Origin of the sequence: Burkholderia sp. AU18528, from assembly GCF_002223215.2 — a bacterium.
Classification (GTDB): Bacteria; Pseudomonadota; Gammaproteobacteria; order Burkholderiales; family Burkholderiaceae; genus Burkholderia; species Burkholderia semiarida.
In genome coordinates, this window is sequence record NZ_NKFC02000007.1 from 299,581 (window position 1) to 323,531 (window position 23,951).

General features: G+C 67.9%; 24 protein-coding genes. 10 read left to right on the forward strand and 14 right to left on the reverse strand.

The genetic code is table 11. The features are described from left to right. Positions 1 to 9: 9 nt before the first annotated feature. The 3 genes from CFB52_RS28125 to CFB52_RS28135 are packed head-to-tail and all read right to left on the reverse strand — an operon-like array spanning position 10 to position 2,440. Positions 10 to 714: an MOSC domain-containing protein gene (locus CFB52_RS28125; protein WP_099318066.1), complete on the reverse strand. Its 705-nt coding sequence runs from the start codon at positions 712 to 714 to the stop codon at positions 10 to 12. Then, entirely contained in the window at positions 711 to 1,607 is an 897-nt protein-coding gene (locus CFB52_RS28130; RefSeq protein WP_060968201.1) for a dihydrodipicolinate synthase family protein, read from the reverse strand. The genes CFB52_RS28125 and CFB52_RS28130 overlap by 4 nt, the downstream gene beginning before the upstream one ends. Before the next feature lie 50 nt (positions 1,608 to 1,657). After that, positions 1,658 to 2,440, reverse strand: coding sequence for an aldolase (locus CFB52_RS28135; protein WP_099318067.1), 783 nt, complete (start codon positions 2,438 to 2,440; stop codon positions 1,658 to 1,660). A gap of 146 nt (positions 2,441 to 2,586) precedes the next feature. Between CFB52_RS28135 and CFB52_RS28140 the strand changes: the two genes are divergently transcribed. Both CFB52_RS28140 and hutC read left to right on the forward strand, forming a co-directional pair. Further along, complete coding sequence (locus CFB52_RS28140; RefSeq protein ID WP_059644440.1) at positions 2,587 to 3,129, forward strand: helix-turn-helix domain-containing protein; 543 nt, start codon at positions 2,587 to 2,589, stop codon at positions 3,127 to 3,129. A 32-nt stretch (positions 3,130 to 3,161) separates the two neighbouring features. Further along, positions 3,162 to 3,899, forward strand: a complete 738-nt coding sequence (gene hutC / locus CFB52_RS28145) for a histidine utilization repressor (protein WP_059581643.1) — start codon at positions 3,162 to 3,164, stop codon at positions 3,897 to 3,899. 67 nt (positions 3,900 to 3,966) lie between these two features. Here hutC and CFB52_RS28150 read toward each other — a convergent pair whose 3' ends face one another. Continuing rightward, positions 3,967 to 4,824 (reverse strand): phytanoyl-CoA dioxygenase family protein, encoded by an 858-nt coding sequence (locus CFB52_RS28150; protein WP_099318068.1) that lies wholly within the window; start codon positions 4,822 to 4,824, stop codon positions 3,967 to 3,969. 586 nt (positions 4,825 to 5,410) lie between these two features. On the opposite strand from CFB52_RS28150, the gene CFB52_RS28155 reads away from it, so the two are divergent. Together CFB52_RS28155 and CFB52_RS28160 are read left to right on the forward strand one after the other, a co-directional pair. Then, positions 5,411 to 5,890, forward strand: coding sequence for a helix-turn-helix domain-containing protein (locus CFB52_RS28155; protein WP_089465868.1), 480 nt, complete (start codon positions 5,411 to 5,413; stop codon positions 5,888 to 5,890). Beyond that, positions 5,887 to 6,576, forward strand: coding sequence for a nucleotidyl transferase AbiEii/AbiGii toxin family protein (locus tag CFB52_RS28160; RefSeq protein WP_089465869.1), 690 nt, complete (start codon positions 5,887 to 5,889; stop codon positions 6,574 to 6,576). Before CFB52_RS28155 ends, CFB52_RS28160 begins: the two co-directional genes overlap by 4 nt. Here CFB52_RS28160 and CFB52_RS28165 read toward each other — a convergent pair. Then, positions 6,573 to 6,746, reverse strand: coding sequence for a hypothetical protein (locus tag CFB52_RS28165; protein ID WP_226093803.1), 174 nt, complete (start codon positions 6,744 to 6,746; stop codon positions 6,573 to 6,575). The two genes, CFB52_RS28160 and CFB52_RS28165, sit on opposite strands and share 4 nt — an antisense overlap. Between CFB52_RS28165 and CFB52_RS34835 the strand changes: the two genes are divergently transcribed. Together CFB52_RS34835 and CFB52_RS28170 are read left to right on the forward strand one after the other, a co-directional pair. Beyond that, positions 6,745 to 6,969 carry a hypothetical protein gene (locus tag CFB52_RS34835; RefSeq protein WP_180278268.1) on the forward strand — a complete coding sequence of 75 codons (225 nt, stop codon included), beginning with the start codon at positions 6,745 to 6,747 and terminating at the stop codon, positions 6,967 to 6,969. The two genes, CFB52_RS28165 and CFB52_RS34835, sit on opposite strands and share 2 nt — an antisense overlap. A 27-nt stretch (positions 6,970 to 6,996) precedes the next feature. Beyond that, positions 6,997 to 7,860, forward strand: a complete 864-nt coding sequence (locus CFB52_RS28170; RefSeq protein ID WP_059581630.1) for a LysR family transcriptional regulator — start codon at positions 6,997 to 6,999, stop codon at positions 7,858 to 7,860. A 220-nt stretch (positions 7,861 to 8,080) separates the two neighbouring features. On the opposite strand, the gene CFB52_RS28175 is transcribed toward CFB52_RS28170, so the two are convergent. From CFB52_RS28175 to CFB52_RS28185, 3 genes are all read right to left on the reverse strand, one after another. Further along, a complete protein-coding gene (locus tag CFB52_RS28175; protein ID WP_059581627.1) occupies positions 8,081 to 8,554 on the reverse strand; it encodes a nuclear transport factor 2 family protein in 474 nt (157 codons plus the stop codon). 54 nt (positions 8,555 to 8,608) lie between these two features. Beyond that, on the reverse strand, positions 8,609 to 9,793 hold the full coding sequence (locus CFB52_RS28180) for an amidohydrolase family protein (protein WP_099318069.1): 1,185 nt from the start codon (positions 9,791 to 9,793) through the stop codon (positions 8,609 to 8,611). A 67-nt stretch (positions 9,794 to 9,860) separates the two neighbouring features. Further along, positions 9,861 to 11,060 carry an amidohydrolase family protein gene (locus CFB52_RS28185; RefSeq protein ID WP_099318070.1) on the reverse strand — a complete coding sequence of 400 codons (1,200 nt, stop codon included), beginning with the start codon at positions 11,058 to 11,060 and terminating at the stop codon, positions 9,861 to 9,863. 464 nt (positions 11,061 to 11,524) lie between these two features. Here CFB52_RS28185 and CFB52_RS28195 point away from each other — a divergent pair, with 464 nt between their 5' ends. Together CFB52_RS28195 and CFB52_RS28200 are read left to right on the forward strand one after the other, a co-directional pair. Further along, entirely contained in the window at positions 11,525 to 12,172 is a 648-nt protein-coding gene (locus CFB52_RS28195) for a glycine zipper 2TM domain-containing protein (RefSeq protein WP_059581620.1), read from the forward strand. Positions 12,173 to 12,451: 279 nt separating this feature from the next. Then, entirely contained in the window at positions 12,452 to 12,961 is a 510-nt protein-coding gene (locus CFB52_RS28200) for a GNAT family N-acetyltransferase (RefSeq protein ID WP_059582180.1), read from the forward strand. A gap of 64 nt (positions 12,962 to 13,025) precedes the next feature. Here the strand turns inward: CFB52_RS28200 and CFB52_RS28205 are convergent, their stop codons facing one another. Both CFB52_RS28205 and CFB52_RS28210 read right to left on the reverse strand, forming a co-directional pair. Next, positions 13,026 to 15,023, reverse strand: coding sequence for a glycoside hydrolase family 28 protein (locus CFB52_RS28205; RefSeq protein ID WP_099318071.1), 1,998 nt, complete (start codon positions 15,021 to 15,023; stop codon positions 13,026 to 13,028). A gap of 261 nt (positions 15,024 to 15,284) precedes the next feature. Next, positions 15,285 to 15,860, reverse strand: coding sequence for a CS1 type fimbrial major subunit (locus CFB52_RS28210; RefSeq protein ID WP_099318073.1), 576 nt, complete (start codon positions 15,858 to 15,860; stop codon positions 15,285 to 15,287). A gap of 481 nt (positions 15,861 to 16,341) precedes the next feature. Here CFB52_RS28210 and CFB52_RS28215 point away from each other — a divergent pair, with 481 nt between their 5' ends. Beyond that, on the forward strand, positions 16,342 to 17,703 hold the full coding sequence (locus CFB52_RS28215) for an aspartate aminotransferase family protein (RefSeq protein ID WP_099318074.1): 1,362 nt from the start codon (positions 16,342 to 16,344) through the stop codon (positions 17,701 to 17,703). A 129-nt stretch (positions 17,704 to 17,832) separates the two neighbouring features. On the opposite strand, the gene CFB52_RS28220 is transcribed toward CFB52_RS28215, so the two are convergent. Then, a complete protein-coding gene (locus tag CFB52_RS28220; protein ID WP_099318076.1) occupies positions 17,833 to 19,017 on the reverse strand; it encodes a M20 aminoacylase family protein in 1,185 nt (394 codons plus the stop codon). Positions 19,018 to 19,046: 29 nt separating this feature from the next. Further along, positions 19,047 to 20,279, reverse strand: a complete 1,233-nt coding sequence (locus tag CFB52_RS28225; RefSeq protein WP_099318077.1) for a diaminopropionate ammonia-lyase — start codon at positions 20,277 to 20,279, stop codon at positions 19,047 to 19,049. A 179-nt stretch (positions 20,280 to 20,458) separates the two neighbouring features. Between CFB52_RS28225 and CFB52_RS28230 the strand changes: the two genes are divergently transcribed. Further along, positions 20,459 to 20,935 carry an Lrp/AsnC family transcriptional regulator gene (locus CFB52_RS28230; protein ID WP_059581607.1) on the forward strand — a complete coding sequence of 159 codons (477 nt, stop codon included), beginning with the start codon at positions 20,459 to 20,461 and terminating at the stop codon, positions 20,933 to 20,935. 63 nt (positions 20,936 to 20,998) lie between these two features. Here CFB52_RS28230 and CFB52_RS28235 read toward each other — a convergent pair whose 3' ends face one another. Beyond that, a complete protein-coding gene (locus CFB52_RS28235; RefSeq protein WP_099318078.1) occupies positions 20,999 to 22,723 on the reverse strand; it encodes a tannase/feruloyl esterase family alpha/beta hydrolase in 1,725 nt (574 codons plus the stop codon). A 33-nt stretch (positions 22,724 to 22,756) separates the two neighbouring features. After that, on the reverse strand, positions 22,757 to 23,896 hold the full coding sequence (locus CFB52_RS28240) for a porin (protein WP_059644485.1): 1,140 nt from the start codon (positions 23,894 to 23,896) through the stop codon (positions 22,757 to 22,759). Positions 23,897 to 23,951: the final 55 nt, after the last annotated feature.

Here is a 23,951-nt window from a genome sequence, read left to right on the forward strand (position 1 = left end):
CGCGGCCCATCATCCTTCGAGCCGCTTCGTCCAGTCTTCGACCTGCCGCTCCGTGCGGCGCCTGTCGAGCATCTTGCGCCAGCCGGGCGGCAGCAACGGCACGTCGCACAGCGCATCGAGCGCGGCGATGTCGAGCGTGCGCCGATACAGCACGTCGAGCACCGCCGACAGCGGCCATTGCGGGTAGGGGCGCTCATGCAGCGCCAGCACATCGCCCGGTGCGACCCGGCCTTCCTGCAGCACGCGGTAATACCAGCCGGTCCGGCCGCTTTGCTGCACGAGCGCCGCCATGCGCGGATGATCGAAGCGCGCGTTGAGCTTCCAGCACGGCTGTCGCGACTGCGAGACCTGAAGCACCGCGCCGCCCAGCGTGAACACGTCGCCGAGACACACGTCGTGCTCGGTGATGCCGCGCGTCGACAGGTTCTCGCCGAACGCACCCGGCCGGGTGAGCACGTCGCGCGCGCCGATCTGCGCGGCCCACCACACATAGTGATCGTGCGCATAGTGGTGGACGGCCTTGTCGGGGCCGCCGTGATGCCGCGTATCGGCCTGCGCGTCGCCGGCAAACCCGAGCGCGCCCAGCCACAGACGCGCCTCCGTCGGCTGCTTGTCGATCGCGCTCGCGTGCGGTGTGCCGGCAAGCGGCCGGCTCGCGCCGATCCGCACCGCGCCGATGGCGACCGCGATCGCCGGCCGTGCGCCGTCGCTCATGCCGCCACACCGTCCGGCAGCGTCGCGAGCAGGCGCTCGAGCTCGCGCGTGCGTGCCTCGCCGAGCGGCAGCAGCGGCCGCCTCGGTTCGCCCGCGTCGAAGCCGCGCAGCCTCAGCCCGGCCTTCACGGTCACCGGCAACCCGCCGTTGACGATGAACTGCAGCAACGGCAACTGCGCGTGAAAGACCGACCTGGCGCGCGCGAGGTCGCCTGCGCGCATCGCATCGAACAACGCGAGCGGCAACGCGGCATTCAGGTTCGGCGCGGCCGTGCACCATCCGGCCGCGCCGGCGGCCAGCGCGGCAAGCGCCATCGGATTGCTGCCGTTGTAGAACGGGATCGTCCCGTCGCTCAATTGCGCGAGCCGATGCATCCGGCCGATGTCGCCGGTGCTTTCCTTGACCATCGTCACGTTGTCGACGGCCCGGCAGATCGTCACGATCAGGTCGGGCGACATGTCGACACCGCTCGTCGCCGGGTTGTTGTACAGCATGACCGGGATGCCGATTGCGTCGCCGATCGCGCGATAGTGCGCGACGATCTCGTCGTTGCCGAGCTTCCAGTACGACACCGGCAGCACCATCACCGCATCGGCGCCGGCCTGTTCGGCGAAGCGGGCACGGCGCACCGCGCCCGCCGTGGTGAGATCGGAAATCCCGACGACGGTCGGCACGCGCCGGCGCACCGCGTCAATCGACGCGGCGGCGACGGCCTCCCATTCGGCGTCGGACAGGTACGCGCTTTCGCCGGTGCTGCCCAACGGCGCGATCGCGTGAACGCCGTCGGCGATCAGGCGTTCGATCAGCGCGTCGAGCGCTTTGAGATCGACGCCGCCGTCGGCGGAGAACGGCGTGACCGGGTAGGCAATGATGCCTTTCAGCAGGATGGACACGATGGGTATTCCTCAATGATGGTCTGACGGAGTTGAAGCGATGCGCCGATTCACGCGACGCAATCCCGATGCGTACGCAACGCGCGGCGCGCGTAGTAGTCGAACGTCACCGCATCGCGTTTCGGCTTCGAGATCCAGTCGTGCGCTTCACGCGCCAGCGCCGGCGGTACCGGCCTGATCTCGCCGGCCGACATCGCGAGCAGTTGCAGCTTCGCCGCGCGCTCGATCAGCAGCGCGAGGATGCAGGCCTCCTCGATCGTCTTGCCGACCACGAGCTGGCCGTGATGCGCGAGCAGGATCGCGCGCTTGTCGCCCAGCGCCTTCGAGATGATCTCGCCCTCCTCGTTGCCGACCGGCACGCCCGGCCAGTCCTTCAGGAACGCGCAATCGTCGTACAGCGGGCAGGTGTCCATGTGCGACACCACGAGCGGCTGCTCGAGCATCGACAGCGCCGCGACATGCGCCGGGTGCGTGTGGATGATGCAGTTCACGTCCGGGCGCTCGCGATAGATCCACGTATGGAACCGGTTGGCCGGGTTCGGAATGCCTTCGCCGTCGACGACGTCGAGATCCTCGTTGACGCGCAGCAGGTTCGCGGCCGAGATCTCGTCGAAGCCGAGCCCGAGCCGCTGCGTGTAGTACGTGCCGGCCGCGTCCGCGCGGCAGGTGATCTGCCCGGCCAGACCCGAGTCGTGGCCCGCGTCGAACAAGATCCGGCACGTGAGCGCGAGCTTTTGCCGCGCGGACCAGCCGCTGTCGCCCACCTCGTTTTCGAGCCGCCGCTCCGCCAGCGCGACCAGCGCTGCCTTCGTCAAATTCAGCGTTTCCGCCATGTTCGCCTCCTGAATGAACCGGGCCTGCCGCGCCGCTCGCGACCGTCTCCCGGGGTGTCCCACGCGACACGAATGACACACGATACACCGAATGACACTTTGTGTCATGCGTTACAATCGGTTTTTCGAAGGACACCTGGCGCACCATGACGATTCGCCTGAAACTGCTGAGAAAACAGAAGGGCTGGACGCTCGACGTGCTGGCCGACGAAACCGGTCTCACAAAGAGCTACCTGTCGAAGGTGGAACGCGGCCTGAGCGTGCCGTCGATCGCGGTCGCGCTGAAGCTGTCGAAGGCGCTGAACGTCGACGTCGAGCAACTGTTCTCGGAAAGCCGCAACCGCGAGCTGATCACGGTCACGCGCGCCGGCGAGCGCACCGCGATGGGCGCGGCGGCCGACAGCCATGCGCACCGCTTCGAGAGCATCGCGGCCGGCGTCGCGCCGAAGAAGATGCTGCCGTTCGTCGTGCATCCGCCGCACGAATTCGTCGCGTCGACGTTTCGCGAGCACGAAGGCGAGGAATTTCTGTTCGTGCACAAGGGCCGCGTCGAAATCGAATTTCCGAACGAGACGGTGCAACTCAGGGCCGGCGATTCAGTCTATTTCAACGCGCTCATCCCGCACCGCACGCGCAGCCTCGGCACCGCGCAGGCGGAGATCCTGGTCATCGTCAGCCACGACGACTAGCCTCGTCACTTTCTTCGCGCAAGGATCTTCCGATGGTCACCAAGGCCACCGCACCGTTCCAGCAGATCAAGACGCTCGTTCGCCAGAACGTCGAGTCCGGCGACTGGCGCCCCGGCGACCGCATTCCGTCCGAGCTCGATCTCGCCGCGCAGTTCGGCGTCGCGCGCATGACGGTCAACCGCGCGCTGCGCGAGCTGACCGAGGAAGGCGTGCTCAAGCGCATCGCGGGCGTCGGCACCTTCGTCGCCGAGGTGAAGCCGCAGTCGAACCTGCTGATGATCGCGCATATCCGCGACGAGATTCGCGCGCGCGGCCACGAGTACCGCTGCCGCGTGCTCAGCCAGTCGCGCGAGCCCGCGTCGTTCGACGTCGCGGCCGCGTTCGGCCTGCCGGTCAACACGCCGGTCTTTCACGTGGTGTGCGTGCACGAGGAAAACGGCCGCCCGATCCAGCTCGAGGACCGCTACGTGAACCCGGCCGCCGCGCCCGGCTTCATCGATCAGGATTTCCAGACCGAGCCGCCGTCCGAGTATCTGTACAACAACGTGTCGCACGACGAACTGGAAATCGAGCACGTCGTCGACGCATCGCTGCCGACCGGCGAACAGGCGCGGCTGCTCGACATGCGCGCCGACGAGCCGTGCCTCACGCTCACGCGCCGCACGTGGACGGACGGGCTGCCCGTCACGTTCGTGCACTTCCTGCATCCGGGCAACCGCTACCGGCTCGGGTCGCGCTTCAAGCCGGGCGCGGGGCGCCACCCGACCTGATTCGTCGTCGTACGCCCCCAGACGCACGGCGGCCGTTTCGTCACGAAGCGGCCGCCGCGTTCGTTATCTACGCCGCTCGGATCGCACCCACCTGCCCCGCGTCGCGCGACCACACGACCGGAAACAACGGGTGATCGAGCGGCGCGCCGGCGGCCAGTTGCGCCGCGAGCCCCGGGAAATCGGGCGAGGTTTTCCAGCGGCGCGGCGCGTGACGGATGTCGTCGCCGACGAAGCGCAGTGAAAACGCGCGCCGGCGGTTCTGCGTGCCGCCCGACGCATGCAGCGTGAGCATCCGGAAGCACACCATGTCGCCGGGTTCGAGCGCCCAGCGGCGGATCGGAAAGGCCGCGCGATCGGCTTCGATGTCGGGCAGGTCGGCGAGGCTGCCTTCCGGGAACCACTTCGCCTCCTTGTCCATGAACGTGCGCGGCATCAGCCACGGGCCGCGGTGCGAGCCGGCGACGAATTCCAGCGTCGATTCGAACGGCACCGGATCGACCGGAATCCACATGCTGACGTTGTCGTCGCCTTCGATGTTGTAGTACGGCTGATCCTGATGCCACGGCGTGCGCTGCCGCGTGCCGGGCTCCTTCACGAGCAGGTGGTCGTGATGCAGCCGCACGGTGTCCGTTCCCATCAGCGCGGCGGCGACAGACGGGGCCGGCGAGCGCGCGATGAAGTCGCGATACGCGTCGTTGTGCTGCCAGTTGCAGAAATCCTCGAAGAACCAGCCCGGATCGTCGGGCCGGCTCGCGACTTTCGCGCGTTCGCTCGGCTGCGCGAGGTTCGCGTCGATGCCGGCCCGCAGCGCGGCCACTTCGTCGGGGGAAAAGATGCCTTTGATGCAGACCGCGCCTTCCTCGCGGAACGCAGCGATCAGTTCGGGCGTCACGGCTTGCGCGACGCGATCCGGGATACTCGTCATGGTGTGCCCTGTCGGTCGAATGAGTTGCGGGGTCACGGTGCCGAAGTCAGTTGCCTTGCGCCGTAGGTGTCGATACGAGCGGCGCGAACGCCGGCGCGGTAACGAGGAGCGTTGCGGTGCGGGTCATGGCGTGTCCTTGAAAGTCTCGACGCGGCGGGCGACGCCGGCGTCCGGTGGAGGCGCTGCGACGGGATGCCGGCGCTGGGCGCGAAAGACAGGGATTTCGATGAAACTGCGATGCAGTCTAGACTGCTCAATTTTCGAGCGCAAGCGGGGAAATGGGGAGCGCGGCGGATGGAAGATGCGGACTGAGAAGACGGGAAAATCCTCCGCTGAAGGCCTTTCTGCGGAATTTTCGGTTATTTACCGCGTGTGACAAACGTCTGTCGCAAGGCGTGTTTTCGAGGTGTCAGCGAGACGTGGCGGTCTATACCGTCAACCACGGCGACGCATTTCCCCGATGTTCCATCGAACCGGTCGGCAACACGCCCTATACCGCCAAGGAATTTTTCAGCACCGACATCACGCTCGAGATGTAAGATATAGCTTACATTGAAGAGCACCCAGCCGTCGTCGGGAGGTCGCCATGCAACTCTATGAAATCGGACAGGCCGTCGCAAAACGGCGGGCCCAACTCGACCTCACTCAGGCGCAACTTGCCAAGCTCGCAGGGTTGTCTCGCCTTACCATCAACCAACTCGAAGCCGGCAAGGTCAAGGATCTCGGTATCAACAAGCTCATCCCGTTGCTCAGTGTGCTCGGCATTGAACTCCTGGTACTTCCGCGACAGGCTCAAAACGGGCTTTACAAAGCCGTCGTGAGCGCAAACGTCAGCTACAAGGGCGAACTGACCGAACGCCTTCTGGCTGAGGCGTTGACCACGGGACGGATTCCGAAGGGATACGAATCACAGTTCTCCGTCATCCTTGACGAGGTGCCACTCCCTGTCGTGGTGAAGGCGGCAGAGGAAGCCGCCGAGCGCTCGGGCACCCCGCTTCGGACCATCTGGAAAAATCTTGCCGCCTGGTCGAAGGAGCTTCATCTGTATCGGGAGGTGTGGGCATGACCGCACCATCCACGTTGCCCGACGGCCCGTGGCAAGGTCTTTTTCGCCACGCACTGACACTGATCGACGAGATACGGAAGCATGGCACGTCGAATCCGTTCTGGACATTTGGCGGAGGCACCGTCCTCATGCTGCGTCACGGCCATCGCGTCAGCAAAGACGTCGACATCTTCGTACCCGATCCCCAGTATCTCGGGTACGTGAATCCCCGCATCAGCGATGCCGCGTCCGACATCACGCCGAATTATGAGGAACACGCCGGGTTCGTGAAGCTGATGCTTCCCGATGGCGAAATCGACTTCGTGGTCTCCCGGAATCTGACGTCTCCCGGTTACGACGAATGGACGCTGATGGATCGCGTCGTCAAGGTCGAGACTTCGGCGGAAATCATCGCCAAGAAAATGTGGCACCGCGGTGATCGTCCGACTGCGCGGGACCTGTTCGATCTGTGCCTGGTCATCGAGCGGGAGCCGGGAAGCCTGATCGAAGCCGGTGCGTTCCTCGTTCGGCATCGCGACACGTTTCTGCGTCTGCTCAACGAGCATCGCGCCTTCGTACGACCGCGCTTCGACGACATTCGGACACTCGGCTACGCGCCGTCGTTCGACTATTGCATTGAACTCGCCGATGCATTCCTGCGAAAACTCCCCGGTGGCACGCCCGAACCAAAATCGCGCCGCCGCTAAACCTGACGCGCCCCCGCCGCCGCCAACACCCGCTCGACCTCCCGATACCCGCTTTGCCGCCCACGCCGCAGCGGCGTCACGCCGTTCGAATCGGCAAGATCGACGTTCGCATGCGCATCGACGCGCAACTGCACGATCCGCACGTACCGCTCGCTGCCGTCGCCGGCCATGCTTGCCTCCAGCAGCGCGGTCGATGCAAACGAGCCGATGATCGCGATCCGTTTGAAAAACATCCGGTTCCCTCCCGACGTGCCGGCGCTCGTCGACGCGCGGCCGATACGATGGGTCGAGCGCCCCGAGAACGCCGCGAAATACCGCGCCCAGGTCGGGCGAAACCGCGATTGCCCGCGCCGTCCGGTCATGTTAAAAATCGTCGCACGCATTTGGAAATGAAATGCTCTTATCCATATAAGTGCAGAAATGAATAGACCCCTGTTCGACATCGATCTGCTGCGCGCGCTCGTGATGGTCGCCGATTGCGGCAGTTTCACGACGGCGTCCGCACGGCTACATTCGACGCAGTCGACGGTCAGCCAGAAGGTGCGCCGGCTCGAGGAGATCGCCGGCCACCGCCTGCTCGACCGCGGCACGCGCGACGTGCGGCCGACCGACGCGGGCGTGACGGTGCTCAGCTACGCGCGGCGCATGCTCGCGCTGAACGACGAGATGCTCGAAGCGCTGTCGGGCGCGACGGTCGCGCTGACGATCCGGCTCGGCGTGCCCGACGATTTCGCGGCGGGCCGCACGACGCACGCGCTCGCGGCGTTCAAGCGCGAGCATCCGCAGGTCAAGCTCGAAGTGACGTGCGGGCTGAGCCGCGACATCAGCGCCGCGTACGATCGCGGCGAACTCGATCTCGTGCTGATCAAGCAGCGGCGCGACAGCCGCGAGGCCGTCGTGCGCTGGCCGGAGAAGCTGCGCTGGATCGACAGCGCGAAGCATCCGTCGATCGATCTCGACCCGGTGCCGCTCGTCGTGTTCCCGCCGCGCGGGCTCTATCGCGACGACATGATCAAGGCGATCGAGGAGCGCGGCCGCCGCTGGCGGATCAGCTTCACGACGTCGAGCCTGAGCGGCATCCAGGCGGCCGTCGCGGACGGGCTCGGCATCAGCGTGCTGCCCGCGCGCGTCGTGACGGACGAGCATGTGGTGCTGACCGCGAAGCAGGGCTTCGCGCCGATCGAGCACATGGACATCGCGATCCTGCACCGACCGACGGCCGACCCGATGGTCGGCGCGCTGACGAAGACGCTCGCGAAGATGCTGGAACTCGAAGGACGCTAGGGTCTGTTTACATACGGAACGCACATGCGAATGCGCGAAATCGCTCGTCCCCCAAGGGGACTTCCTTGCGGGGGCGCAGGCAAGGAGGAAGGAGCGCCGTTTGGCCGAGCCAAACAAGTGACGCGCAACGCCGCCATGCGGGCGATTTCGGGCATTCCCCTGGAATGATTTTTGAATTTGGGGTGGCCACGAGAACGGCCCCTGGGCAACGCGGATCGCGTCAGAACATCGTGTTGCCGTTCGCCGCCTGCTCGGGCACCGGCTGGTTGACGTCCCAGTGTTCGACGATCTTGCCGTGTTCGAGCCGGAAAATGTCGATGATCGCGCTGCCGCGCGTGCCGGGTTCGCGCACCGCGTGCACGTGCAGGATCACGTAGTCGCCGTCGACGAACGCGCGCTTGATCTCGCTGTGCGACTGCGGATATGTGTCGCGCAGAAAGGCGACGAACTTGCGGAAACCGTCGCGGCCGTCGGCCGCGTTCGGATTGTGCTGCACGTAGCGATCGCCGACGTACGCGAGCGCGGCGTCCGCGTCCTTCTCGTTCAGCCCCTTCTCGTAGAACGCGAGCACCGCGCGCCGGTTGGCTTCCTGCTGCGCGTCGGCCGGGCCGGCCGCCACCGCATGCGCGGCGCTCGCGGCGAACAGGGCCGCCGCCATCCATCGTGCGGCCCGTGCCGCGGTCGTGCGTCGCATCGTGGTCTCCCGAAATCCGGCCGAAAACCCGATCATACCGGCGCGACGCGGCGCTCAGACCAGCGCGCCGTCGCGCGCGACGATCTTCCCGGACGATACGACGAGGCGCCGCACCGGCCGCGCGACGACGGCCTCGGCGAACGTCAGTGCATCGACGAGCACGACGTCCGCGCGATTGCCCGGCTGAAGCCCGTAATCCGCGAAGCCGCAGCCGCGTGCCGCGCCGTACGTCACGCAGTCGAGCGCGACTTCGAGCGCATCGTCACGGCGGAAATCGTTGCGCATGCCGATCAGCATCGCGCGTTCGAGCATGTCGGGCGAACCGTACGGCGTCCACGTATCGCGCACGCCGTCGTTGCCGCCGATCACGGTCACGCCCGCCGCACGGCACGCGGCCACCGGCGGCACCGGCACCGCCGCCGGCGCGGTCGTGACGATCGCGACGCCGAGCGCCGCCATCCGCGCGAGCAGCGCATCGCGCTCGCGTTCGGCGATATCGCCAAGGCAAAAGCCATGGCTGATCGCGACCTTCCCGTGCATCCCGTGCGCGGCCGTGCGCTGCAGGATCAGGTCGAGCGAGTACGCGCCCATCGAGCCGCGCTCGTGCAGATGGATATCGAGCCCGCGGCCGTGGCGCGCGGCGATCGCGAACAGCACGTCCACCGCCTGCACCGGATCGCCTTCGATCGCGCACGGATCGAGCCCGCCGAGCACGTCCGCGCCGGCGTCGAGCGCGTCGGACAGCAGCGCATCGGTGCCCGGCCGCTGGAGCACGCCCGATTGCGGAAACGCGACGATCTGGATCTCGACCTGCCCGCGCAGCGTCTCGCGCGTCGCGAGCACGCCGTGCAGATGGCGCAGCCCGGCTTCGGTATCGACGTCGACGTGCGTGCGGATGCGCGTCGTGCCGGCCGCGAGAAACGCGCGCGCCAGCGCGAGCGAGGCGGCGCCCGCGTCGTGGCCGCTCGTCGCGCGATAGTGGCGCTCGTTCTCGATGCGATCGACGAGGCGCGGCCCGACGTGGTTGCGATACCACGGCATCCCCCAGTGGGTCTTGTCGAGGTGCGTGTGGCCTTCGACGAGGCCGGGCAGCGCCAACGCGAGCGCGCCGTCCTCGATCGCGCAGCCGGCGGGCGCGTCGAGCGACGGACCGACGCGCGCGATACGATCGCCTTCGATCAGGATATCGACCGCGGCGTCGGCGCGCGTGCGCACATTGCGGATCAGCAGGTTCGTCATGTCGGCTCCGGTCGGGTCGGTCGGTGCAAGGCGGACACGGCGCGTGCCGCGCCGCCGGTCGGGCGGGTCAATGCGCGAAGCGCAGCGACGGCGTGAGCGGTGCGCCCGTATCGCTTTCGCCGCGGCGGAATACCCTGCGCTCGGCCGGCACGCCCGCGACGGCCGCCGCCGCATTCGGCGCGCGCACCGCGACGAAGCTCGCGTCGCAGCCGACCGCGATTCCGTAGTTCTCCTTGTCGATCACGCGAGCGCCGGCGTGCGTCGCCATGTCGAGCGCGATGCCGAGCGCTTCGTCGGTGTAGAAACCCGACCGGTAGCCGATCATCATCGCGCGCTGCAGCATGTCGCCGTTGCCGTACGGCCACCACGCGTCGCGGATGTTGTCGTTGCCCGCGAACACGTGCACGCCCGCGTCGCGCAGCCGTCGCACCGGCGGGAACGCGCAGTCGCCCGGCGCATTCGTCAGGATCGACACGCCGGCTTCGGCCAGTGCCGCGGCGGTGCGCTGCACGTCGTCGTCGCTCACCTGGCCGAGCGCGTACGCATGGCTCACGTTCACGCGCCCGCCGAGCCCGGCCGCGCGCGTGCGCGCCGCGATCCGCAGCAGTTGCGCGATGCCCGTTTCGCCCGGCTCGTGCAGATGGATGTCGATCTTCGCGCCGCGCTTCTCGGCGATGCCGAACACGATGTCGAGCTGGCCGTCCGCGTCGCCGTCGAGCGTCGTCGGGTCGATCCCGCCGACCACGTCCGCGCCTTCGCGCACGGCTGCGTCGAGTATCTCGGCAGTGCCCGGGCACGTGATCACGCCGGCCTGCGGAAACGCGACCAGTTCGATGTCGACGATGCCGCGCCATCGTTCGCGCGCGGCCATCACGGCGTGCAGGTTCGACAGGCCGGTCGTCGCATCGACGTCGACGTGGCTGCGCATCGCGATCGTGCCGAACGCGGCGGCCTGCGCGATCAGCGCGTTCGCACGCTCGACGATCGGCGGCGCGGCCGCGAGCTGGCGCTTCTCGACCGCGAGCCGCTCGCGCAGCGAGCCGACCGGTTCGTGCGGCACCCAGCGATCGCCGACGAAGCTCTTGTCGAGATGGATATGGCCGTCGACGAAACCGGGCAGCACGACGCGGCCGTCGAGGTCGATCGTCTGCGCGCCGGGCGCGGCGGCGCAATCGGCGCCGATCGCGGCGAAGCGGCCGTCACGGACGACGAAGTTGACGGGCCGACCGCCGGCGTCGACGGCGTTGAGGAAGAGTCGTTCGGTCATGGCTTGATAGGTGGAGCGGTCGCGGCGCGACACCGGCGCGGACAGGGGGAGGAACCGCGGCCGGCGCGGCGCGACCGTTGGCAGGGAATCCGGCCACGATATCGGACGCCGCTGCGCGAGGCCAATTAAATGTCGCGATGCCGCGCATTCGATTTCCCGATGCTCGGCGCGCAGGGCCGCCGGGCCGGGCGCGGGACGGGTTTCGCCGGCCGTGGAAACGGCTGGAATGTCGGCGGCCGCGCATGGGCCGCATCGCCCACCCGCGGGTGCCGGGAAGCCGCGTCGCGCCGTTGCGCGCGGGGGCTTCGACGCGCCGCCCAGCCGGCGATTTACGCGGCAACAGACTTTACACGTTGTTACCCGGCCGCACCGGACGCGCATCCGCCCATTCCTTATACTCACGCCGAGTTCGCCACCCATGACGGGAATCCATCGGCGGACACGTTGCCGATGCAGGAACCATCATGATGCGCATGCCTTCCACGAAGACCGTTCTGTTCGCCTCGCTCGTCGCCGTGGCGGCGCTTCCGCTCACCGCCTGTGTCGCGCCGGGCTACTACGGCGCGCAGCCCGGCTATCCGCAGCAGCAATACGCGACGCCCGGCTATGCGCAGCCCGCGTATTCGCAACCGGGTTACGTGCAGCAGCAACCGGCGTATCCGAATCAGGCGCCGCAACCGTACGATCAATACGGCAACCCGTCGCAGTACGGATCGCAGCCTTACGACCAGTACGGCAATCAGCAACAGCAATACGCGAACCCGTACGGCACGCAGTACGGCACCGTGTCGAACATCCAGCCGGTCAGCAGCTCGGTCGGCCCGTCGGGCGTGGCCGGCACCGTCGTCGGTGCGCTGGTCGGCGGCCTCGTCGGCAACCAGTTCGGCCGCGGTCACGGCCGCGATGCGGCAACCGTGATCGGCGCGCTCGGCGGGGCGGTGGCGGGCAACCAGATCGGCCAGCAGATGGGCGCCGCGCAAGGCCCGAGCAGCTACCGGATCGACGTGCGGGTCAGCGACGGCTCGATGCGCTCGTTCGACGTGCAGTCGCCGGGCAACCTGCGTCCGGGCGACCGCGTGCAGATCAACGGCAATCAGCTGTCGCGCTATTGATGCCGCCGGCGGGCGCGTGAGCCGATCGCGCGCACGTCGTTTGTTTGACGTCGTGCGCCAGACCGGCGCGACGGCGCATGCGCTTGACGCGCTCCCTCCTTGATGGCGGTACGACGTACCGCCATCACTGTCTTGTCCGTTCACGATCGTGCGCGCCGCGCGCGCGACGCACCGCACATCGCGACGCGGCATCCGGATTCCTATTAGGATAAGCACGATGCATCCCGCGACCGCGGCAGCGGTGCGCCGGCATGCGCGCCCTCGACCGGAATACCCCCGATGACGATCACGATCCGACTGCTTGACGCCGCCGACGCGGCGCAGTTCCAGACCGTCCGCCTGCGTGCGGTCGACACCGCGCCCACGTCCTTCCTGCCGACGCTCGACGAAGAATCGCAGGTGCCGGTCGACGAATTCGCGAAGCGCCTCACGCCGACGCAGGTTCAGGCCGTGTTCGGCGCGTTCGACGGCGACACGCTCGTCGGCATCACCGGCGTACGCCGCGACGCACGCACGAAGATCGCGCACAAGGCGACGATCTGGGGCGTGTACGTCGACGCCGCGTATCGCGGGCAACGCATCGCGCACGCGCTGCTCGACAGCGCGACCGCGCATGCGGCTCAGGCGTGGGGATGCAGCCAGTTGATGCTGTGCGTGAACGAGGTCAACCGTACCGCGGAGCGACTGTATGCGTCGCAGGGGTTCGTGCGGTTCGGCACGGAGCCGCGCTCGATGTTCGTCGATGGACGCTTCTACGACGAGCACTACATGATCAAGACGCTGGCGTAACCTGATGGCGTTCGCGTGCGGGCACCGGCCGGTTGCACGCGAACGCCGCGGCGCGTTGCCTTTCTCACCGCTTGTCGGTGATCGTCGTGTCGACGACTTGCCCGGCGATCGTCACGTTCGTGAGCGCCATGGTGCTCACGTTGAACGCGTAGATCGGCCCCGGCGACGTGACCGTCGGCGTGCCTGACGCCACCGGCGTGCCGAAGTCGCAGTTGCTGATCGTCACGCCGGAGATCGGCTGCACGGCCGGCGCCGGCGGCGTACCGTTGTAGTCGAACGCGACCGGCCCCTGCGCGACGATCGCCTGGAAGCACGATGCGGTCACGCCGTTCAGCGTCACGTTGCTCGCCCTCACGTCGGCGATCGTCACGTTCTGTACGACCGGCGGCCGCGTGCGCACCGCGTCGCTCGCCGGCTGGTAGTCGCAGTCGAACGTGACGATGCCGCCCTGCGCGGCCGACGGGTTGCCGGCCGACGGCGTGACCACGCCGAGCGGCACGCTCGCGTTGATCGGACTGCCGGCGAGTAGCGCACTGCCGTAGCCGCCGCCCTTCAGCGTCACGCCGTTCGGCAGCGCGACGCCCTTCACGTGGAAATCCTTCACGTAGCCGCCGCGGTTCATGTTGGTCTTCACGCGAATCGCGATGTTCAGCGGATTGGTCTGCCAGTTTGCGTTCAGCATCGACAGGTTGGTCGCATAGATCTGCTCGACGCCGCCGCCCATCTCGCTGCCGAGCGTGATCCCGCCGTGCCCGCTGTTCATCGTGCAGTTGCGGATCAGGTGCCGCTTCGCGGGCCCGTATTCGGTGTCGCGGTCCTTGCCCGACTTGATCGCGATGCAGTCGTCGCCGGTGTTGAACGTGCAGTCCTCGCACAGCACGTCGATGCATGCATCCGGATCGAAGCCGTCGTTGTTCGGGCCGATGCTGTTGGTCGTCACGCCGCGGATCACGACGTTGCGGCTCGCGGTCGGATGATGCTGCCAGAACGGCGTGTTCTGCGTCTGGTAGTTCGCCATCAGCACGTTCGTGCAGCCGATGAATTCGACCATGCACGGCCGCAGGTAGTGGCCCAGTCCGAAAATCCGCTTCTCCACCGGCACGCCGGCCTCGGACAGCGCGGGCAGGTAGTTCTGGTCCTGCTGCCACGGCGTGACGGGCGACGTCAGCATCGCATAGAGCGCGTCGGGAATCGCGGGCGCGACGATCCGCAGGTCGACGTTGTTCGGGTTCGCGCCATTCTGGGCCGGCACCGCCGCGCTCGCGCCGTATGCGCCGGACGTACCCTTGTAGGTCCACCAGCAGACGCTGTTCGCGCCGCTGCCGGAGAACGGCGTCGTTGCCTGCCCGTTGAGCACCGACGTCGGACCTTCGCCGGTCAGCGCGATGTTCGTCGCGTTGCGTGCGTAGACGGGCGCGCCGTAGTTCAGGCAATCGTTCGCCTGCCAGCGGCTGTAATACAGCCGGCCGTTCGCGCCGCAATCGACCGGGCCGTCCTTCGCGTAGTCGGCCGGGTTCGGGCTGAAATAGATCGTGCAATTCGCGCTCAGATGGAACGTGACGTTGCTCTGCAGCACGATCGGCCCCGCGCAATACCAGGTGCCCGCCGGCACGACGACCCGGCCGCCGCCTTCGCGCCGGCACGCGTCGATCGCCGCGAGAAACGCCGGCCGCGAATCGAATGCGCCGGGCGCGGTCGTCAGTTCGGAACCGGGGCTGACGGGCGATTTCGCGACCGGCCACGGCGACGTCTGCGCGACCGTCGCGCACGGGCGCGCGCCGTAGTGCGTCACGTCGAAGTCGCGACCGTGCCGCGCGAGCCGCGACACGTGCGCGAGCGACGCGGCGATGCGCGCCGCCGCGCCGTGCTCGCCCCACACGAGATCGACCGCCGACGCATGGGGCGTCGTGCCCGCCGCCAGCGCCCGGGTGGCCGTCAACGGCCCACCGAACATCGCGCCGCTGGCGAGTGCGCCGGTCCAGCCGATGAAGGCGCGGCGCGATACCCGTTTCGGGGTGGATGATCGGACGGGCGAAGACGAACGGCGGCGAGGGGCGGCCATGGGCACTCCTTCAGGGTAAGGGTATCGATGCGCCGGGCGGCGGATCATGATTTATACGTCGTCGTACTACATTGCGCAGTCTAGACGCGATCGATGGAAGACACGTATTTGTCGTTTACCCTGTTTTCTCTGACATTTCGTGCGGTATGTGTGCGCACACTCACCTCGCCTAACCAGCCTTTAGAGATATGTTGTCGTATGTTTATGCGCAACAACTTCAACTGGATCGCGCGGCCGACGATGTGCTCCAAGGCGATTTTCCTACTCGCCCGCTACCGCAGTCGGCGCCGTCGCCGGCTCGCGTCCCGCCGACGCAGCCGGCTCGAACACCAGCATCAGATCGCCGCGATAACTTCCGCGGGCCGGCGGCGCCGCGCTCGCGGCCGGCGCTTGCGCGCTGACCTTCAGCATGCGGGTTTCGTCATAGCCGTCGAAGCCGTCGCGCCCCCGCGTCGTCGCCACGAGCGCGTGGGCGGCGCCGGGCGCGATTTCCGCGCTGCTCGCCTTGCCCGTCAGCACGACCTTCGCATGGGCCATGTCGTCGCGACCGTTCGAGAACCGCAGCGGCTGCAACAACGTGACGTTGATATCGGGATTCGTCGTGCGTACGCGGATCGGCAGCGCCGCGGCGAACGTCTGCTGCTTGCCGTCCGTGTCGTTCAATTCGACCAGGCCGTATGCGGCATCGTCCGGCTGCGAAACGAACAGGATGTCGCCGATGTGCGCGGTCAGGCGGATTGTCTTGACGACCGCTTGCGGCGACGTCTGGCCCGCATGGGCGACCTCGATCAATGCAATGCTCACGGCGAGTGCGACGAGATGTCTGGAGGTCTTCATGGTGTGGTTTCGCATCCTGATGGTTAAAATCCGATCGTCGAAAAACGGCTCACTTCACGCACCCAACTCCCACCATTACGGAAAAAATCCGGAATTCCTTTATCTCGAAATTAGCCGGCAAGATTGTCGCGGAATTCAATGCACCACCCGTCCGTGCAATCGAACGGGCCGGCCGGTGCCGATCCCGACCGCGCCGAGGCCGCGTCGCCGGGCCCCACGCCTGAATGGCGTCGATGCCGCACTCGGCCTGCAACAACGATAGGTCGGGCGCAGGCGGATAAAAATCCATGCAAACCTTCACAACCCGTATCCGTTTCAGTTCACCAGTGCTATCTCAAAATCAAATGGAAATCGCCCGAAAATCGCGCTGCCGCGCGGGCCGCGTCGCGCCCGTCGCCCACCCGCTTCGGTAATTCCGCCTCTGTTCAGCCCCCCACCGCCCGCGCTATCGTTTCCCATTCCCACAGCCCAGGAGCTGCCTTTGCCTACCCACCACGGAGTCGACCTCATCCGCGCCCGCGCGCTGTTCGATCGCGAGCGCCGCGCGTTCACCGAAGCCATGCCGGTTTCCCGCGCGCTGTCCGCGGAAGCGTCCGAGCATCTGCTGTTCGGCGTGCCGTTGCACTGGATGCAGGACTGGTCGACCCCGTTCTCGCTATACGTGAAGGAAGCGCGCGGCGCGACGTTCACCGACGTCGACGGCCATCGCTACGTCGATTTCTGCCTCGGCGATACGGGCGCGATGTTCGGCCATGCGCCCGAACCCGTCGCCCGCGCGCTCGTCGAGCAGGCCACGCGCGGCTACACGACGATGCTGCCGAGCGAGGACGCCGCGTGGGTGTCGCGCGAACTCGCGCGCCGCTTCAAGCTGCCGGTGTGGCAATTCGCGTTGAGCGCGAGCGACGCGAACCGCTTCGTGCTGCGCTGGGCGCGCGCGGCGACCGGCCGAAACACGATCGTCGTGTTCAACGGCTGCTATCACGGCACGGTCGACGACGTGTTCGTCGATCTCGTCGACGGCCGCCCGGTGCAGCGCGACAGCCTGCTCGGGCAGTCGTACGATCTGCTCGCGAACACGCGCGTCGTCGAATTCAACGATCTGGCCGCGCTCGAAGCGGCGCTTAAGGACGGCGACGTCGCATGCGTGCTCGCCGAGCCCGCGATGACGAACATCGGCATGGTGCTGCCCGACGCGGGCTTCTGGGAGGCCGCGCGCGAATTGACGCGCCGCCACGGCACGCTGCTCGTGATCGACGAGACGCACACGATCAGCAGCGGCCCCGGCGGCTACGCGGTCGCGCACGGTCTCGAACCCGACATGCTGGTGGTCGGCAAGCCGATCGCGGGCGGCGTGCCGTGCGCGGTGTACGGGTTCAGCGCCGAATTCGCGGAGCGCGCGAAAGCGGCGAAGCTGAACGCGCCGCCCGGCCATTCGGGCATCGGCACGACGCTCACCGCGAACATGCTCGCGATGCACGCGATGCGCGCGACGCTCGCCGAAGTGGCGACCGACGCCGCGTACGCGCACATGTTCGAACTCGCCGCGCGGCTCGCGACGGGCCTCGAACAGGCGATCGCGAAACACGGGCTGCCGTGGTGCGTGACGCGCATCGGCGCGCGCACCGAGTTTCAGTTCGCGCCCGTGCCGCCGCGCAACGGCACGCTGGCCGGCGCGCAGCTCGACAGCGAACTCGAGCACATCGTGCACCTGTACCTGCTGAATCGCGGCGTGCTGATCACGCCGTTCCACAACATGATGCTCGTGTGCCCGCAAACGACGGCGGACGATGTCGACCGGCTCGTCGCGCAATTCGATGCGTGCCTGGGCGAACTGGCCGGTTGATCGAATACGACGACGGAGGATTCTCGGCGTGCCGGCAAGCCGGTGCGCTCGCGCATCGATGCGGCGTCGATGACGAAGTGGCGCCGCGCGCGCAGCGAACCGAATACGCAGCGACCCGCCCCCGTCGCGCTACGCGGCCCGCAACGCGCGCCGCGCCACTTCCGCGAAATACCGCGCGCCGATCGTCAAAATCTCGTCGTTGAAATCGTACGCCGCGTTGTGCAGCGGCACGCCGCCCTGCCCGGCCGCCTCGCCGTTGCCGATGAACACGAAGTTGCCCGGCACCGCCTGCAGGAACGCGCCGAAATCCTCCGAGATCATCATCGGCTGCACGTTGGCGTTCACCGCGTCGGCGCCCGCGACGTGCGCGGCGGCCTGCACGGCCGTATCGACCCATTCCGGCGAGTTCACCGTCGGCGCGAACTCGTGCGTGTACTCGAACGTGCAGGTCGCGCCATGCGTGCGGCAGATCCCTTCGGCGATCTCGGCCATCCGCGTCTCCAGCAGCGCCTGCACGTCGCGCGAATAGCTGCGCGTGTCGCCCTTGATCGTCACGGTCGACGGCAGCACGTTGCGCAGCCCGTCGGTGATGAATTCCGTGCACGACACCACCGCCTGCTGACCCGGGTCGAGATTGCGCGACACGATCGTCTGCAGCGCGAGCACGATCTGCGCGCCGATCACGATCGGATCGATGCCCATGTGCGGCCGCGCCGCATGCGTGCCGCGCCCGTCGATCCGGATCACGAAATTGTCTTCGCTCGCCATGATGCCGCCCGCACGTGTCGAGAACGTGCCCGCGCGCATGCCCGGCATGTTGTGCGCGCCGAAGATCGCGTCGACCGGAAAGCGTTCGAACAGCCCGTCGGCCATCATCGCCTTCGCGCCGCGGCCATGCTCTTCCGCCGGCTGGAATATGAAGCGCACCGTGCCGTCGAAATCCTTGCGCTCGGCCAGTAGCCGCGCGGCGCCGAGCACCATCGACATGTGGCCGTCGTGCCCGCACGCATGCATCTTGCCCGGCGTGCGCGATACGTGTTCGCGGCCCGGCGCGTGCTCCGCGATGTTCAGTGCGTCCATGTCCGCGCGGATGCCGATCGCGCGCCGGCCCGTGCCGGCCGTCAGGTTCGCGACGAGCCCCGTGCCGCCGATTCCGCGATGCACGTCGAGCCCGAGCGTCGTCAGGATCCGCGCGACGTAGTCCGACGTGTTCACTTCCTCGAATCCCGTCTCGGGATACTGGTGCAGATGGCGGCGCCACGTCTTCAATTGGCCCTGCAGCGTGCTTTCGTCGATTGTGTCGATCGTGTCCATTGCGTTCGCCTCGTCGGTCGTCGTGTCGTTCAGGCCGCCACCGCCGCGCGGCTCAGCCAGTCGCGCTGGCGCGCGAGCACCGCGTCGGCCGTCTCGCCGACGCAATGCCGGTACACGGACGGCGCGGTCGCCCCTTCCGTGTTGATCGCCAGCACGCGCGCGCTCGCATCGAGTCCGACCTGCCGCGCGCGCGCCGGGTCGCGCATCAGCACGGCCAGCCCCGCGACGCCGGCCGCGCCCGACTCGCCGGCGACGAGCGGCACGTCGCGTTCGCTGCCGGCCGCGAGGGCGCGCATTGCCTGCACCGCGTCTTCGTCGTCGATCAGCATGAAGTGGTCGATGCACATCTCGAGGAAATCCCACGCGAGCGGCGACGCCTCGCCGCACGCGAGCCCCGCCATCACCGAATCGACGCTGCCGGTCGCCTTCGTCGCGCGCCCGGCCAGCGCGCTCTGGTACAGGCAATCGGCCTGGCGCGGCTCGACGACGACGAAGCGCGGCCGCTGCACGCCGTCGCGCTCCCACAGGTAGCTCGCGACGCCCGCGGCGAGGCCGCCCACGCCGCCCTGCAGGAACACGTGCGTGAACGGCCGCCCGTCGTCCTCCGCCGCCTGCGCGGCGGCTTCGGCTGCGATCACGCCGTAGCCCTGCATCACGTCGCGCGGAATCGCTTCGTAGCCGTCGTATGACGTATCCGACACGACGTACCAGCCGTTCGCCTGCGCGAGCTGCGCCGCGCAGACGACCGATTCGTCGTAGTTCCCCGCGATGCGCACGATCCGCGCGCCGTAGGCCGAGATCGCGCGTTCGCGCTCGGCGTCGACGTTCGCGTGCAGCACGATCACGCAGCCGCAGCCGATCGCGCGCGCGGCGGCGGCCAGCGCGCGGCCGTGATTGCCGTCGGTCGCGCTGATCACCGTCAGGTCGGCCAGCTCGGACGCGTAGCGGCCCGTGACAAGCCCCTGCGGATCGAGCGCCTGCGTGCGCCGCAGCCGCTTCACGAGCCGCACCAGCGCGATCGGCGCACCGAGCGCCTTGAAGCTGCCGAGCGGCGAACGGCACGACTCGTCCTTCACGCTGACGCTCGCGACGCCGAGCCGCGCGGCGAGATCGGGCAGCGCACGCAACGGCGTGCGCGCATTGCCGACGAGCGGCCAGTGCGCGAGCCACGCACCGCTTTCGTCGGCCGACGCGATGTTCATCACGCGGCGCAGCGCGTTCGGGTAGGCGGTGCGCGACGCGCGCGGGTTGGCGATGAGCATGACGGAAGGCTCCGGATCGGGACCGCGCGGGCGGCGGTCGGGTGGGTCGGATCGGGCAGGCGCGAGTTGCGCTTGCGGTCGGTTGGGAAAATAATATTGCGCACGCCGGTCAACAAAATCGCCAAATCGACGGCGTCGACGCAAAAATTTCTCATTCTTTCGAGGCTTCACGCGCCATCATGACGACCCCTCTCGATGCGTTCGATCGCAAGCTGCTGATGGAAGTCCAGCGCGACGCGCAGACGCCGCAGGCCGAGCTCGGCGCGCGCGTCAACCTGTCGACCGCCGCCGTGAACCGGCGGCTGCGGCGCCTCGCGGAAGCCGGCGTGATCGAGCGCTATACGGCCGTCGTCGCGCCGGACAAGGTCGATCATCCGCTGACGATCGTCGTGAACGTGGAGGTCGAAAGCGAGCAGATCGACCAGCTCGACGCGATGAAGCGCGCGTTCGAGCGCTGCCCGCAGATCCAGCAGTGCTACTACGTGACGGGGGAATGGGATTTCGTGCTGATCCTCGCGGTGCGCAACATGGATCAGTACAACGCGCTCACGCGCGAGCTGTTCTTCGCGAACAACAACGTGAAGCGGTTCAAGACGCTCGTGAGCATGAGCCGCGTGAAGGTCGGGCTCGACGTGCCGGTCGATGCCGGCGAGTGAACGCAACGATGAAGCGGCCGGCGCGCGACTGCATGCGCCGGCCGCTTCCCGTCGACGGCTACGTCAACGACAACTGAAGCTCGCCGCCGAATTCACGTCGCCCGCGCCGTTGTAGCGCGCGACCTGCGGATACGGACACAGCGGCCGCGTGCGCCCCGCGCCCCACGATGCGGGCACCTCCGCGTTCGGCACCGCGTTCGTCGCGTCGCGCGCGGTCGCCACGATCGCCGCCGGCGCCTGCCCTTGCTCGACCCATGCGACGAGCGGGGTCAGCATGTCGAACTGGTCAGCCGCCGGTCCGCCCGAGCAGTGGTTCATCCCCGGCACCGGATAGAAGCGTGCAAAGCTCGACGCATCGCCGCCGTTCGCCTGCGCGACCTGTGCGTACCAGTCGCGCGTGTCGTTGAACGAAAACACCGGGTCGCCCGTGCCGTGATAGACGAGCAGCTTCGCGCCGCGCGCCTTCAGCGCGGCGAGGTTCGTCTCGTCGGGCGGCGTCATGAACGACCATGATGATTGCGTGTACGTGCCGTTCGTCGCGAAGATCGCCGGCGCGTCGTTGTCCATGTCGAAACCGAGCGCGAAGCCGGCGAGGTTCGCGAGCGTCGCGGCGGTTTTCGGCGGCGTCATGAACGTGAACGCCATCGCGGCCGGATCGAGCGCGATCGAATTCGACTGCTTCCACGCGGCCCAGCCGCTGCCGGCCACGCCCGGATCGTACGGAAAGCTCGCGTACAGCGCCGTGCCCGCGCTGTTGCGCGCGCCGGCGAACACGTTCGCCAGCGCGGTTTTCTGCGCGGGCGTCAGGCAGGCGCCCGTGCGCGTGCCGTTCGCGCAGGTCGGGATATCGACATCGATGCTGAAGTGCGCCTGGCACGCGGCGACGTCCTGCACCATCCCGTCGGCCGCGCCGTCGAGCGCATCGCATTTGTCGAGGATCTTCGCGCCGACGAACTGGCGCTCCGCATCGTTGAAACCGCTGCGGATATCCGGCAACCCGTTCGAGCCCGTCGCCGACGCGATCTTCGCGAACTGCTGCGCGCCGTACATCTCGCCGATCGCCGCCTTCGGCAGATGGAAGCCCGGGTCGCCCGCGATGATGCCGTCGTAGTCGGCCGGATTGCGCACCGCCGTGACCATCGCGTGGCGGCCGCCGTTCGAGCAGCCACCGAAATAGCTGCGATCGGGCGCCTTGCCGTACGCGAGCCGGATCACCTGCTTCGCCATCGGCGTGAGCGCATCGACGGCGCCGTAGCCGTAGTCGATCCGCGCCTGCGGATCGAGGCCGAACAGCGGATTCTGTGCGGCGCTGTGCCCGGAATCCGAGCTGATCACCGCGAAACCCTGGTTCAGTGCATTGGTCAGCGGCCCGCCGCCGCCGATCTCGCCGGTCGCGGTCACGACGTTGCCGTCGAGCCCGCCGTTCGCCTGGTAGAAGAAGCGGCCGTTCCATGCTTTCGGCAGACGCATCTCGAAGCCGATCGCATAGGTGTTGCCGTCCACCGCGCTCACGCGCTGATTCATCTTGCCGGCGATCACGCAGTGCTCGGCGACCGGCTTGCCGGCCACCGTCAGCGCGCCGGCCGCCGCGGTCGTCACCGACGTGAACGACGTGTTCGCATACGCGAGCTTCGCGGCCAGCGCGTCGCACGTTTGCGTCATCGCGGCCGGCGTCGCGGCGCTCAGGTGCGTGGGCGCGGCGCCGATCGAATCGTCGCCGCCGCACCCGGCGAGCATCGCGGCGGCGGACAGCGGCGCAATACAGAGGAATGCAGATTTCGTGTTCAAGATAGCTCCCGTTCGGTTCGTCACGCCGGTAAATCAGAACATGTGCCGCACGCCGACCATCGCGCCGAGCTGCCCCATCCCCGCGCCGGGCGTCGTGCCGGGCCCGCCGCCGCTGACCGAGTAGCGCGCATGCGCGCTGTTCCACAGATACGACGACTGCGCGTAGACGGCCGTGCGCTTGGTGAGCAGATAAGTCGCGCGCAGCGTGGCCATCGTCGCGCGCGTGTCGTGCGCGGTGTTGACGATCCGGTAGCCTTCGCCGTCGACGATGAAATCGGGCTTCACCGCATACGACGCGCCGACGAAGAACAGGTCCGAATGCGCACCGGGCGCGGCCGGCGAACCGGTCGATACGCGCCGCCCGATCCAGCCCGCGCCGATCTTCGCGCCGGCCGCTTGCGCATACGCGCTCACGTGCGTGCGTGCATCCTTGCCGCCGCTGCTCGTGAACGGGACGGGCGCCACGCCGTCGAAGAAGTTGGCGGCCGCGCCGGTGCCGCCGCGCTGTTCCTCGTACGATGCCGCCGCGCCGAAATACGCGCTGTCGTACTTGAGCATCACCGACCAGTTGCGGCACTGCACCGCGTCGCCGGGCACCTGCCCCGCGCACGTGCCCTGCCCCGGCGAATTGCCGGTGCCCGCGCCGTCGCGGCCGAACGAATACGCGGCGCCGAGCGTCACGCCGCGATACGTGCCGACGTAGGTCACCGCGTTGTCGGCGCGGCCGTTCGGCACGTATGCGTCGAACGAGCCGAGCCCGTAGATGTCGGGGCCGATGATGTCCGCACCCTGCAGCGCGAGATAGGTCATCGTGTACTGGCGGCCGAACGCGAGCGTGCCGAAGCCGCTCTTCAGCCCGACGAACGCCTGCCGCCCGAACAGCCGGCCGCCCTGCCCGAGATCGCCGCCGCGTACGTTGAAGCCGCTTTCGAGCGTGAACACCGCCTGGTAGCCGCCGCCGAGATCCTCGGTGCCGCGCAGCCCCCAGCGCGACGGCAGTTCGCCCGTCACGCCCGGCATCCGCACCACGTGATCGCCGGCCGCGTTCGCGTGCGACACGAACTCGACGCCCGTGTCGATGATCCCGTACAGCGTCACGCTCGACTGGGCGTGCGCGCCGGTCGCGGCCAGCGCGCATGCGCCGGCTGCCAGCAAGGCTTTGGTGTGCTTCATGATGAATGTCTCCAGACCTGTGTCGATATCGCGCTCTGTCGGCGCTGGTGGGTTG

Coding starts and splice junctions, on each gene's coding strand:
- hutC (WP_059581643.1), top strand. CDS start 3,162: ATGGTCACCAAGGCCACCGCACCGTTCCAGCAGATCAAGACGCTCGTT.
- CFB52_RS28195 (WP_059581620.1), top strand. CDS start 11,525: ATGATGCGCATGCCTTCCACGAAGACCGTTCTGTTCGCCTCGCTCGTC.
- CFB52_RS28125 (WP_099318066.1), bottom strand. CDS start 714: ATGAGCGACGGCGCACGGCCGGCGATCGCGGTCGCCATCGGCGCGGTG.
- CFB52_RS28140 (WP_059644440.1), top strand. CDS start 2,587: ATGACGATTCGCCTGAAACTGCTGAGAAAACAGAAGGGCTGGACGCTC.
- CFB52_RS28200 (WP_059582180.1), top strand. CDS start 12,452: ATGACGATCACGATCCGACTGCTTGACGCCGCCGACGCGGCGCAGTTC.
- CFB52_RS28225 (WP_099318077.1), bottom strand. CDS start 20,279: ATGCTCATCGCCAACCCGCGCGCGTCGCGCACCGCCTACCCGAACGCG.
- CFB52_RS28205 (WP_099318071.1), bottom strand. CDS start 15,023: ATGGCCGCCCCTCGCCGCCGTTCGTCTTCGCCCGTCCGATCATCCACC.
- CFB52_RS28170 (WP_059581630.1), top strand. CDS start 6,997: ATGAATAGACCCCTGTTCGACATCGATCTGCTGCGCGCGCTCGTGATG.
- CFB52_RS28175 (WP_059581627.1), bottom strand. CDS start 8,554: ATGCGACGCACGACCGCGGCACGGGCCGCACGATGGATGGCGGCGGCC.
- CFB52_RS28210 (WP_099318073.1), bottom strand. CDS start 15,860: ATGAAGACCTCCAGACATCTCGTCGCACTCGCCGTGAGCATTGCATTG.
- CFB52_RS34835 (WP_180278268.1), top strand. CDS start 6,745: ATGCTTGCCTCCAGCAGCGCGGTCGATGCAAACGAGCCGATGATCGCG.
- CFB52_RS28180 (WP_099318069.1), bottom strand. CDS start 9,793: ATGACGAACCTGCTGATCCGCAATGTGCGCACGCGCGCCGACGCCGCG.
- CFB52_RS28230 (WP_059581607.1), top strand. CDS start 20,459: ATGACGACCCCTCTCGATGCGTTCGATCGCAAGCTGCTGATGGAAGTC.
- CFB52_RS28240 (WP_059644485.1), bottom strand. CDS start 23,896: ATGAAGCACACCAAAGCCTTGCTGGCAGCCGGCGCATGCGCGCTGGCC.
- CFB52_RS28185 (WP_099318070.1), bottom strand. CDS start 11,060: ATGACCGAACGACTCTTCCTCAACGCCGTCGACGCCGGCGGTCGGCCC.
- CFB52_RS28135 (WP_099318067.1), bottom strand. CDS start 2,440: ATGGCGGAAACGCTGAATTTGACGAAGGCAGCGCTGGTCGCGCTGGCG.
- CFB52_RS28155 (WP_089465868.1), top strand. CDS start 5,411: ATGCAACTCTATGAAATCGGACAGGCCGTCGCAAAACGGCGGGCCCAA.
- CFB52_RS28165 (WP_226093803.1), bottom strand. CDS start 6,746: ATGGCCGGCGACGGCAGCGAGCGGTACGTGCGGATCGTGCAGTTGCGC.
- CFB52_RS28150 (WP_099318068.1), bottom strand. CDS start 4,824: ATGACGAGTATCCCGGATCGCGTCGCGCAAGCCGTGACGCCCGAACTG.
- CFB52_RS28160 (WP_089465869.1), top strand. CDS start 5,887: ATGACCGCACCATCCACGTTGCCCGACGGCCCGTGGCAAGGTCTTTTT.
- CFB52_RS28220 (WP_099318076.1), bottom strand. CDS start 19,017: ATGGACACGATCGACACAATCGACGAAAGCACGCTGCAGGGCCAATTG.